The organism is Novosphingobium gossypii (assembly GCF_050433305.1).
Classification (GTDB): Bacteria; Pseudomonadota; Alphaproteobacteria; order Sphingomonadales; family Sphingomonadaceae; genus Novosphingobium; species Novosphingobium gossypii.
The window spans coordinates 311,949-323,531 of the sequence record NZ_JBNPXM010000005.1 but is presented as its reverse complement, the minus strand read 5'-3'; the positions used below and the strand labels follow the sequence as shown (position 1 = coordinate 323,531).

7 protein-coding genes are annotated in these 11,583 nt (G+C 64.8%); 3 read left to right on the top strand and 4 right to left on the bottom strand.

Translation table 11 applies throughout. The annotated features are described in order from the left end of the window. Positions 1-160: 160 nt before the first annotated feature. The 3 genes from GGR40_RS12375 to GGR40_RS12365 are packed head-to-tail and all read right to left on the bottom strand — an operon-like array spanning position 161 to position 1,855. Positions 161-421, bottom strand: a complete 261-nt coding sequence (locus GGR40_RS12375; protein ID WP_429276528.1) for a hypothetical protein — start codon at positions 419-421, stop codon at positions 161-163. Positions 422-423: 2 nt separating this feature from the next. Beyond that, on the bottom strand, positions 424-1,065 hold the full coding sequence (locus GGR40_RS12370; protein ID WP_429276551.1) for a TetR family transcriptional regulator: 642 nt from the start codon (positions 1,063-1,065) through the stop codon (positions 424-426). A 4-nt stretch (positions 1,066-1,069) separates the two neighbouring features. After that, the gene (locus GGR40_RS12365; RefSeq protein WP_429276527.1) at positions 1,070-1,855 is read right to left on the bottom strand and encodes an SDR family oxidoreductase; all 786 of its coding nucleotides are present in this window, start codon (positions 1,853-1,855) and stop codon (positions 1,070-1,072) included. A 466-nt stretch (positions 1,856-2,321) separates the two neighbouring features. Here GGR40_RS12365 and GGR40_RS12360 point away from each other — a divergent pair, with 466 nt between their 5' ends. Next, positions 2,322-5,327: a TonB-dependent receptor plug domain-containing protein gene (locus GGR40_RS12360; RefSeq protein ID WP_429276526.1), complete on the top strand. Its 3,006-nt coding sequence runs from the start codon at positions 2,322-2,324 to the stop codon at positions 5,325-5,327. 78 nt (positions 5,328-5,405) lie between these two features. Here GGR40_RS12360 and clpB read toward each other — a convergent pair whose 3' ends face one another. Then, positions 5,406-7,985 (bottom strand): ATP-dependent chaperone ClpB, encoded by a 2,580-nt coding sequence (gene clpB / locus GGR40_RS12355; protein ID WP_429276525.1) that lies wholly within the window; start codon positions 7,983-7,985, stop codon positions 5,406-5,408. 228 nt (positions 7,986-8,213) lie between these two features. Here clpB and GGR40_RS12350 point away from each other — a divergent pair, with 228 nt between their 5' ends. Beyond that, positions 8,214-11,123 carry a M16 family metallopeptidase gene (locus tag GGR40_RS12350; protein WP_429276524.1) on the top strand — a complete coding sequence of 970 codons (2,910 nt, stop codon included), beginning with the start codon at positions 8,214-8,216 and terminating at the stop codon, positions 11,121-11,123. 10 nt (positions 11,124-11,133) lie between these two features. Next, positions 11,134-11,436 (top strand): hypothetical protein, encoded by a 303-nt coding sequence (locus GGR40_RS12345; RefSeq protein WP_429276523.1) that lies wholly within the window; start codon positions 11,134-11,136, stop codon positions 11,434-11,436. The last annotated feature ends 147 nt before the right edge of the window (positions 11,437-11,583 follow it).

Genomic DNA, 11,583 nt, shown 5'->3' with positions numbered 1-11,583 from the left:
CACAACCCTCGATGAAACGCCCCATCTCACGCCTCCCAAGCAGGCCCGAAACATAGCACATCAACGCGTTTTCACACAGCCTCCACCCAAATCCGACATTCCGCCCGCTCTGCCAGAGTTGTTGGAAGGCCCTCAACAGCACACCCGCGTCTTTCAGGGTTCACCCGTCCGTCTCCACCAGTTCCGCGATCTCGAACTGGAATCCCTTCCATCCGCGCATCTTCGCCGCCTCGTCGAGCGGCAGGCGCTTCTTCTTCGCTTCCGCCAGCGAGCGGGCGTGGCCCCAGAACACCTCGGTCTTCCCGTTCTGCAACTGCGCCACGACGCGCCAGTAATGCGTGAAGGGATCTGCCGTCGGCCCGATCGTCTTGACATAGCCGTCGGCCATCGTCGCGGTCAGATAGCGCTTCCTGCGGGCCACGGTCAGCGCGCCAGGATGCCGGCCATGATGATGTCGATCGTGTGTTCGCGATACCGGTCACGCAGTTGTTCGGTCAGCGTGTCCTGGTTGAAGCAGTGCTTCAGCACCAGCCGCGCCGAGAAGAACCGGTCCACCGCGCCGGTCACCGTGAAGTAGAACAGTTGCGGATCGATCTCGCGGAACACGCCTGCACGCACGCCGTCGCCGATCAGCTGTTCATAGGCGCGATAGATCGGCGACAGGTAACTGTCGGCGATGCGCCGTGCCTCCTTGTCGTCGCTCTCGCGCACCATCCGCATGGTCAGGCGATTAAGGTACGGCACTTCGTAGAAGGTATCGACCACCTTCCACAAGTGCCGCCGCAGCTTGGCCTCCGGCTCCCAGCCGTCCTTGGCGACCAACGCATCGACGCTGGCGACGATCGCCTCCCAGTCGCGATCCAGCAGCGCCTTGAGCAGGCCCGCCTTGTTGCCGAAGTAATACTTCACCAATGCCGAATTGAGGCCGGAACGCAGCGAAAGTTCCGACAGCGAGATGTCGATTACGTCGCCGTCGCGCATGATCGCGCTGGCCGTATCGAGCAGCAGCGCCCGCGCACCCGGCGGCGCTGCATCCACGACCGGAGGTACCGTGCGCTCGCCCACGATGTCAGCGCGGCCCCATGCGGATCGCACCGTCGAGGCGGACCGATTCGCCATTGAGATAGTCATGCTCCAGCATGAACAGTGCCAGCTTCGCGTATTCCTCCGGTTTGCCAAGCCGCTTGGGAAACGGGACCATCGCCGACAGCGAGTCCTGCACCTGCTGCGGCATTCCGGCGATCATCGGCGTCTCGAAGATGCCGGGAAGGATCGTGTTCACGCGGATTCCCTCGCCCATCAGATCACGTGCCACCGGCAGTGTCATCGCCAGTACCCCGCCCTTCGAAGCGGCATAGGCAGCCTGGCCGATCTGGCCGTCCTGCGCCGCGACGCTGGCGGTATTGACGATGGCTCCGCGCGCGCCCGCCGCATCGAGCGGATCCAGCGCAGCCATCCCCGCCGCCGACTTGCTGATGCAGCGGAATGTGCCCACCAAGTTGATGGCAATGGCTTTCTCGAACAGCGCCATGTCATGGGCCCGCGTCTCGCCGCTATCGCGGTTGCGGCCCACCGTCTTTGCCGCAGGCGCAATGCCGGCGCAGTTGACGAGCACCCGCTCCTGCCCGTGCACCTCGCGTGCCCTCGCGAAGCCTGCGACCACGCTCTCCTCGTTCGTCACGTCCACCGCGCAGAAAATGCCCCCGATCCGCGCCGCCAGCGCCTCTCCCGCATCGGCATTGAGGTCGAAGATCGCGACTTTCGCGCCCTTGTCGGCCAGCGCCTGCGCCGTCGCCGCACCTAAACCGGAAGCCGCGCCGGTGACGACCGCCGCAATGGAGCTGTCTATCTTCATGCCCGTTTTCCCTTCTCGTCCGGCGACGATCGCTCTGCCGCCAACTGGTGGCAATCGTCCGCATGGCCCGTTTAATCATGCGATTAATTGGGATAGGCCAGGCGGTCAACCGGCAGCGCACTTTGCTTCGCCGTGGCGCACGAACATTTCGCAGTTGAACATCATAACGTAAGATAGCCTGTGCAGAATGCGCGAAAGACACAGTTCTATTGTTTCCACTAATCAGCGGAAATCCTTGACAGGAACAGGGATGTTCATGGCCGCTGCCTTTGCACTGTTGCGTGCATGCAACAACCCGCAGCGCAATTCGCACCTCCGCGCAAATTACGTTGAAAGCATGTCGCGCTAGCGCAACAAGATTTCCCCATGGCATCATGATGCGCATTGCATCGGACGGCCGGCAACGGGTTGCCCGCGGGTTTGGTCACGCGTCCCACGGGCAAACGAAGCAACAAGGGACACAAACGTGAAAACAACCATCCAGAAGGCCGCGCTGTGCGGCGCGACGAGCCTTACGGCCTTCGCACTGCTCTGCGGCACTGCCTCGGCACAGACCGTCGCTCCGCAGGCGGCCGATGATGCCGAAGAGTCGAGCACCATCATCGTCACCGGCTCGCTGCTGCGTCAGACCGACAAGGAAACCGCTTCGCCGGTCACCGTCCTCTCGGCCGACAGCCTGCAGAAGCGCGGCATCAACACCGCATCGGAAGCGATCCAGCGTCTGAGCGCCAACGGCGCCGGCACCATCGCCAGCGGCTGGAACACCGGATCGAACTTCGCCGCCGGCGCAAACGCTCCGTCGCTACGCGGCCTGACCGTTCAGAACACGCTGTCGATCGTCGACGGCCTGCGTCTGGCGCCGTATCCGCTGGCTGACGATGGCCAGCGCAACTTCGTCGACCTCAACTCGATCCCGAACGCCATCATCGAGCGCATCGAAGTTCTGAAGGACGGCGCTTCGTCGACCTACGGCGCAGACGCGATCGCCGGTGTCGTCAACATCATCACCAAGAAGGAAATCCAGGGCGTTCAGGCGAACGGTTCGCTGGGTCTTGCTGATCGTGGCGATTACGGCGAACAGCGCATCGACCTGACCGTCGGCTACGGCGATCTCGCCGAGCAGGGCTTCAACGTCTATCTCTCGGGCGAATACCAGAAGCAGGACGCTCTCTACGCCAAGGATCGCGGCTATCCGTACAACTCGTACGACCTGACCGGCCTTTGCGGACCTACCGGCAGCTGCTACCACAACCTCAACTGGAACGGCTACACGCCGGAATCCGGCGCCTTCAACGGCCTGTTCGCGGTCCCCGGCGTCTCGATCGTGCGTCCCGTGGCCACCGGCGCCAACACCGGCACCGGCCGCTTCTCCTACCTGAACCCCGCAGTTGGTTGCGGGCCCTACACGCTGAATCCGAACATCGGCAACTCGCAGACCGCTCCGGCGATCGGCGCTTGCGAAGTCGATCAGCAGAACCAGTACCGCATGCTGCAGCCCGACATCGAGCGTTACGGCCTGACCGGCCGCGTTACGGTGAACCTGGGTGATCGCGCCCAATTCTACGCGATGGGCACGTACTACCAGACCAACACCTTCGCCTCGTCGCTCCCGCTGGGCCTCAACGGCACGCCGGCCGCTACGCCGGGCAATGTCCAGCCGACCGCCTACAACGTCATCCTTCCGGTTTACGTCTGCGCTGCCGGTCAGGGCACCTTCAACAGCGTCGGTACGGGCTGCGACGCCACCAACGGCACGCTGAACCCCAACAACCCCTATGCATCGGCCGGTCAGCGCGCGCAGGTTCTGCTGCGCTCGCCCTATGGCACGACTGACGAAACCCGCACCCGCGCGCTGCGTGGCGTTGCAGGCGTGGACGGCTCGTTCGGCGACGACTGGCGCTATGGCGTGAACTTCACGGCTTCGGAAGTTCGCCTGAAGCGCGTGCAGAGCAACTACATCATCCCGGGCCGGGTCATGGACGTGGCTGCGAACGGTGCGTTCAACTTCGTGAACCCCGAACTGAATTCGCAGGACGTGTGGGACTACATCGCTCCGGTCAGCCGCAACACTTCGGTCTCGAAGCTGTGGCAGGTTCAGGGCACTCTGGCCAAGGATCTGTTCGAACTGCCGGGCGGCCCCCTGCAGGCTGCAGTCGGCATCGCCTACCGCAAGGAATCGATCGATGCGCCTTCGGCCAACCCGGCCAACGACGCAAATCCGTTCGATCGCTACTACACGATCAACGCAGTAGGCGCGGAAGGTTCGCGTAACGTCAAGTCGGCGTTCTTCGAACTGCAGGCTCCGGTCATCGACCAGCTCGAACTGACCGCTTCGGGTCGCTACGACAAGTATTCGACGGGTCAGGAAAACTTCTCGCCGAAGTTCGGCGTCAAGTTCACCCCGATCCCCGAAATCGTGGCGCGTGGTACCTTCTCGAAGGGCTTCCGCATTCCGTCGTTCAACGAAGCGTTCGGCCTGCCCACGACCGGTTACCTTGGCAACCAGTCGATCAACTGCGCCGTCTACACCGCATTCTGCGCAGCTCACGCCAACCCCGATGGTTCGCAGGGCAACTACACGCAGGGCACCTACAGCATCGGCCTGACCCAGACGGGCAACCCGGCGCTGAAGCCGGAAAAGTCGACCTCGTTCACCGCCGGTGTCGTTTTCGAACCCATCCGCAACGTGTCGTTCAGCGTCGATTTCTGGCACATCAAGATCAAGAACCTGATCACCGGTGTGACCAACATCCAGCCCTACGTGGACGCCTACTACCTGAACAACGGTGTGGTCGATCTGCCGAACACCATCGTCGTTCCGGGTACACCTGACGATGCCAACCCCGCCGCACTGCCGCGTCTCGGCTTCATCCAGACCCCGTACCAGAACGCCGGCTCGCAGTCGGTCAGCGGCATCGACTTCGGCATCAACGCCAGCTACGATCTGACCGACAACCTGTCGCTGATCAGCCAGTTGGACGCTTCGTACACCCTGAAGTACAAGCTCAACACCGAAGACGGCACGCTGCGTTACGACGGTACGCTCAGCCCCTGCAACATCACGTCCTGCTCGGGTTCGCCCAAGTGGCGCGGTTCGTGGCAGAACACCCTGGTCTACAAGGACACCTCGGTGACCCTGACGACCTACTTCACCAAGGGTGTCGATACGGCGCAGATCGACTACGGCATGACCAAGGGCGACTGCGCCGCCAACGTCGACCTTGGCCTGATCTCGTACGAGGACGGCACGCCGATCCAGTGCAAGACCAAGGACATCTGGAACATCGACCTGTCGGTGAACCAGAAGATCAACGACAACTTCTCGATCTACGTCAACGCGCTCAACGTGTTCGACATCAAGGCTCCGGTGGACGTGAATGCCGCTTACGGTATTTCGCAGTACAACCCGGCGTTTGCTGGTCCGAACATCATCGGCCGCTTCGTCCGCGTCGGCGCACGGGTGAACTTCTAAAGTTCCCTTGCTTCACGCAAAAAATCGGGGCGGTCTCGCAAGAGACCGCCCCTTTTTTCCATCCTGAGCAGAGGCGCGTCACTCGACGTCGATTACCAGCGCTCCATCGCCATCCTCGATGCGCACGCGCGAGCCGTCGGGGATTTCACCGGCCAGCAGCTTTTCGGCCAGTGGATCCTGCAGATACCGCTGCACTGCGCGCTTCAGCGGTCTTGCGCCGTAGACCGGGTCATAACCTACGCGGCCCAGCCAGCGCTTTGCCGGCTCCGACAGATGGAGCACGATCTTGCGGTCCCTGAGCAGCTTCTGCACGCGGGCCACCTGGATCTCGACGATGGGCGCCATGTGTTCTTGGCCCAGCCGGTGGAACAGGACGATCTCGTCCAGGCGGTTGAGGAACTCGGGCCGGAAATGCCCACGCACCACGTCCATCACCTGCGGTTCGACCGTCGCCACGTCCACACCTTCGTCCAGCCCGGCCAGATACTGACTGCCCAGGTTGCTGGTCAGGATGATCAGCGTGTTCGTGAAGTCAATCACGCGGCCCTGCCCGTCCGTCAGGCGCCCGTCGTCCAGTACCTGCAGCAGCACGTTGAAGACGTCGGAATGGGCCTTCTCCACCTCGTCGAACAGGACCACCTGATAGGGCCTCCGCCGCACCGCTTCGGTCAGGACGCCGCCCTCCTCGTAGCCGACGTAGCCCGGAGGCGCGCCGATCAGGCGGGCGACCGCATGCTTTTCCATGAACTCCGACATGTCGATGCGGACCATCGCGGTGTCGTCATCGAACAGGAACCCGGCCAGCGCCTTGGTCAGTTCGGTCTTGCCGACGCCCGTGGGGCCAAGGAACAGGAACGAGCCAAGCGGCCGGTTCGGGTCTTGCAGCCCCGCCCGCGCGCGCCGCACCGCCTTGGAGACGGCGGCCACCGCGTCGGTCTGCCCGATGACGCGCGCGCCGATTACCTGCTCCATCTTGAGGAGCTTCTCGCGCTCGCCTTCCAGCATGCGGTCCACCGGCACGCCGGTCCAGCGGCTGACGACGCCGGCGATGTCGTCCTCGGTCACTTCCTCGCGCAGGAGGGCATTGCCGGCGGACGCCTGTGCCTCCGCCAGCTTCGCTTCCAGCTGCGGGATCGTGCTGTAGGACAGCTCGCCAGCCTTCGCGTAGTCGCCGCCGCGCTGGGCCTGTTCCAGTTCGATGCGCGCGGCATCCAGCTGCTCCTTGAGCTTGCCCTCGGCAGCGATCTTGTCGCGCTCGTTCTGCCAGCGCGTGGTCAGTTCGCTCGACTGCTGTTCCAGGTTGCCGAGTTCACCGCGCAGGGCCGCGAGGCGATCCTTCGATGCCTCGTCGCTCTCCTTGCCCAGCGCCATCTCCTCGATCTTGAGCTGGATGATGCGGCGATCCAGCTTCTCGATCTCCTCGGGCTTGCTTTCCACTTCCATGCGGATGCGGCTGGCGGCCTCGTCCATCAGATCGATCGCCTTGTCGGGCAGGAAGCGGTTGGTGATGTAGCGGTTGGACAGCGTCGCCGCCGCCACGATGGCGCCGTCGGTGATCCGCACGCCGTGGTGCAGTTCATACTTTTCCTTGAGCCCGCGCAGGATCGAGATCGTGTCCTCCACCGTCGGCTCGCCCACGAAGACGGGCTGGAAGCGGCGCTGCAGGGCGGCGTCCTTCTCCACGTACTTCTGGTATTCATCCAGCGTGGTCGCGCCAATGCAGTGCAGTTCGCCGCGTGCCAGTGCAGGCTTGAGCAGGTTGCCCGCATCCATCGAGCCTTCGGATGCACCGGCGCCGATCAGCGTGTGCATCTCGTCGATGAACAGGATGATCTGGCCCTCTGCGCCCTTCACCTCGTCCAGCACCGCCTTCAGGCGCTCCTCGAACTCACCGCGATACTTGGCGCCCGCGATCAGTGAGCCCATGTCGAGCGACATCAGGCTGCGATCCTTGAGGCTGTCGGGCACGTCGCCGTTGGCGATGCGCAGAGCCAGACCCTCGGCGATGGCGGTCTTGCCGACGCCGGGATCGCCGATGAGGACGGGGTTGTTCTTGGTGCGCCGTGCCAGGATCTGGATGGTGCGGCGGATCTCCTCATCCCGGCCGATCACCGGGTCGAGCTTGCCGTCCTTCGCCGCCTGCGTCAGATCACGGGCGTACTTCTTCATCGCGTCGTAGGCGTTCTCTGCGCCTGCACTGTTGGCAGTACGGCCGCCGCGCAGTTCGGTGATCGCAGCTTCGAGCGACTGGGGTGTGACATTGGCAGCCTTGAGCGCCTGCCCGGCGGGCGTGGTCGTCGCCAGCACTAGGCCCAGCAGCAGCCGCTCAACCGTGACGAAGCTGTCGCCGGCCCGGGTCGCGGCCTGTTCGGCGGCGTCGAGAACACGGACCGCATCGTTGTCCAGCCCCGGCGAACCGGCGGCACCGCTGCCCGAAACCGCCGGGATCTTCGCCAGCGCCTTGTCGAGTTCCTGCGTCGCGAACACCGGGTTGCCACCGGCACGCTTGATCAGCCCGGCAGCCATGCCTTCGGGATCGTCGAGCAGCGCCTTGAGCACATGTTCGGGCGCAATGCGCTGGTGGTTGAGGCGGATCGCAACGGTCTGTGCGGCCTGAAGAAAGCCCTTTGCACGGTCAGTGAACTTTTCGAGATTCATCGTGGAATTGCCTCCTGATCCCGTCGATATGGTGTTGCCTATCCGCAACACAAGGTGTGTGGTGTGCTATCTCTGCAATGGCGCCGTGGTTATGCTTGGACGGGCGCAAGACGAACGCCGGGCCCCGTCGAGGGCAAAAATGGGTGCCGATGGGCGGTTTTGCCAGAGGCCAGCCTCCGCCATGCCAAACCTCTGGCCTCGCGCAAACAAGCTGCTAACCTCCTGCCCATGCGATCCGTATCCACGTCGAGCCTGAGCGCTCTCGCCGCCGCCCTTCTCCTCTCCGCCTGCGCCGCCGCGCCGTCCGGCAAGCTTCTTGCCAGCGCGCCGCCTGCCGCCACGCCGACTGCGACACCGGCAGCGCCGCCCGCTGCATCGCCACAGGAGCTGGTCGCCAAGGTGGACATCCCCTACGACCGGTTCGTGCTGCCCAACGGCCTAATCACCATCGTGCATACCGACCGCAAGGCCCCCATCGTCGGCGTGACGCTCTACTACAAGGTCGGCTCCAAGAACGAGCCACGCGGCAAGACCGGCTTTGCGCACCTTTACGAGCATCTGTTCTTCGGGGGTTCGTCCAACGTGCCGAACTTCGACATTCCGCTGGAGGCTGCGGGCTCCACCTCCACCAACGGGTCCACCTGGTACGACCGCACCAATTACGTGGAAACGGTGCCCACCGGCGCGCTCGATCTGGCGCTGTTCATGGAAAGCGACCGCATGGGCGCGCTGCTTCCCGCCGTCACGCAGGACAAGCTGAACAAGCAGCGTGGCGTCGTTCAGAACGAGAAGCGGCAGGGCGACAACCAGCCTTATGGCCTCGCGGAATACGCCGTCGCCGAAGGGCTGTTCCCGGTCGGCCACCCTTACCACCACTCGACCATCGGCTCGATGGCCGACCTTGATGCGGCCAGTCTGGGCGATGTGCGCAAGTGGTTCACCGACCATTACGGCCCCAACAACGTCGTGCTCGTGCTGTCGGGCGACATCGACGCGGCGACCGCGCGACCCAAGGTGGAGAAGTGGTTCGGCGCCATCCCCAAGGGGCCTGACGTGGCGCCCGTCGCCGCCGGGCCTGTTACCCTGCCCGCGCCGATCTCGCGCGATATGACGGATCAGGTGCCGGTACTGCGTCTCAGCCGCGAATGGAGCGGTCCCGGCCTGAACGATCCCGACGCCAACGCCCTGCGCATCGGCATGCACATTCTGGGCGGGCTTGCCAGTTCGCGGCTCGATAACGAACTGGTGCGCGGATCGCAGCTGGCGGTGCAGGTCACCGCGTCGGCCCAGACGTTCCAGCAGGCCAGCTTCCTTGACGCCAGCATGTTCGTGAAGCCGGGCGTGGACCGCGCGAAGGCCGAAGCCGCACTGGACAAGGTGATCGCCGACTACGTGGCGCAGGGCCCCAGCGCCGACGAAGTGCGCCGCGCCGTCGTCAGCACCCTGTCCGGAGAGATCGGCGGGCTGGAACGGGTCGGCGGCTTCTCCGGCAAGGGCGCGACGCTTGCCGAGGGAGAGGTCTATTCGCACGATCCCGCCAGGTACAAGGCTGACTTGCAGGCCATCGCCGCGCTGACGCCCGATACGGTGCGCGCGGCTCTGCAGAAGTGGCTGGGCCGCCCGGTGTTCAAGCTGGCTGTGGTCCCCGGCGCCCGTACCGAGGACGGCGCGAAAATGGGCGGCTGGGGCGACGAAGCCTCAGACGCTGCCCCACCCCGCCCCAGGCCGGCGAAGACCGCCGCGCTGCCTCCGGCGCCCAAGCGTACCGCGCCCCCGGTATCGCCGGTGGGTGACCTTACCATTCCTGCGGTGGAGCGGGCGACGCTGTCGAACGGTATCCCGGTCGCCCTGGCGCGGCGAACGGCGGTGCCCAAGGTCGACATCTCGATCGACTTCGATGCGGGCTATGCCGCCGATGCTCTGGACGCGCCCGGCACGCAGGGCCTGATGCTGGGCATGCTGGAGGAAGGGACGACCACCCGCAGCGCCACCCAGATCGCAGAGGAACAGGAACGCCTCGGCGCGTCGATCGACACCGATGCCAGCCTCGACACCAGCAGCCTCACGATGAGCGCGCTCAGCGCCAATCTCGCGCCTTCGCTGGCGCTGGCCACTGACGTGCTGCTGCACCCCGCCTTCGCGCAGGCCGACTTCGAACGCACGCGCGGACAGGCGCAGGCGGCGCTGGCGCAGGCGCAGTCCACCCCGGCCTCGCTGGCGGCGCGCACGCTTAGCGGCGAACTCTTCGGCCCGCACCCTTACGCCCAGCCCGGCGACGGCCTTGGCACCGATGCATCGCTGGCGGCGCTGACGCCACAAGCCCTGCGCGCCGCCCACGCCAGATGGCTGCGTCCGGACCTCGCGCGGATCACCGTGGTGGGCGACGTCACCATGGATGAACTGAAGCCTCTGCTGGAAAAGGCGTTCGGCGGCTGGAAGACGCCCGCAACCGCCAAGCCGGTCAAGCCGCTCGGCACATCCACGCCCGCTCCCACGGCGCGCATCGTGCTGATCGACCGGCCCAATTCACCGCAGTCGGTGATCCTGGCAGGCCGCGTGCTGCCGCTGACCGGCCGCACCCCGAATGAGGAATCGCTGACGCTGGCCAACGACGTCGTCGGCAACGGTTTCCTTTCACGCCTCAACCTCGACATCCGCGAGGACAAAGGGTGGAGCTATGGCGTGCGCTCGGGCGTCAGCGACGCCACCGGGCCGCGCATGGTGCAGGTGATGGCGCCGGTCCAGGCAGATCGCACCGGCGATTCGATCCGCGCGATCATCAAGGACATGCGCGCGTTCCCAGCGAAACAGCCCGTCAACGCCGAGGAGTACCAGCGCGTCACTGACGGCGCGATCCGCTCTCTCCCCAACGATTTCGAGACGAACGGATCGGTGCTGGGCGCCATCGTCAAGAACGACCGCCTTGGCCGCCCCTCGGACTACTACGTGAAGCTGGCGCAGACCTATCGCGCCATCGACGCGCAGGCGATCGGCGCCGCCGCTGGCAAGTACCTGCAGCCCACCGACATGACCTGGATCATCGTCGGCGATCGCAAGGTGGTGGAACCGCAGCTCAAGGGACTGGGTTTGCCAGTAGAGGTCCGCGCCGCGCCTTCAGGTTCGGACGGCGCCGAATAAGGAGAACACGATGTCGATTGCAGGAACCTACGACTGCGTCACCAACACCCCGCTGGGACGCCAGAAAGGCGTCCTCACCATCGTGCCGCGCGAGGGCGAGAACTTCACCGGGAACATCACCGGCGACCTGGGTTCGATGGACATCGCCAACGGGCGCGTGGAAGGGGACACGCTCGTCTGGTCGATGCGGATGACGGTGCCTATGCCGATGGACCTGGACTGCAAGGCCAGCATCACCGGCGACGCGCTTGCAGGCACGATCAAGGCCGGCATGTTCGGCAAGATGGAATTGACCGGAACCCGGCGCTCCTGAGCAAACGAACCGGGTTCGAGATTAAGGCCTGACGGTAAAGGCCCGGCATCGCGCGCTCGAATGGGCGCAATGCCGGGCCCCCTCACCCCCCCAAGTGAGACCGTGGTACGGCCGGCGCGAAACGCAGCAGCCGGATACGCGAACCAT

Bases quoted from the DNA above. Each gene is read 5' to 3' on its own strand.
- GGR40_RS12365 (WP_429276527.1), bottom strand. From the start codon at position 1,855: ATGAAGATAGACAGCTCCATTGCGGCGGTCGTCACCGGCGCGGCTTCC.
- clpB (WP_429276525.1), bottom strand. From the start codon at position 7,985: ATGAATCTCGAAAAGTTCACTGACCGTGCAAAGGGCTTTCTTCAGGCC.
- GGR40_RS12350 (WP_429276524.1), top strand. From the start codon at position 8,214: ATGCGATCCGTATCCACGTCGAGCCTGAGCGCTCTCGCCGCCGCCCTT.
- GGR40_RS12345 (WP_429276523.1), top strand. From the start codon at position 11,134: ATGTCGATTGCAGGAACCTACGACTGCGTCACCAACACCCCGCTGGGA.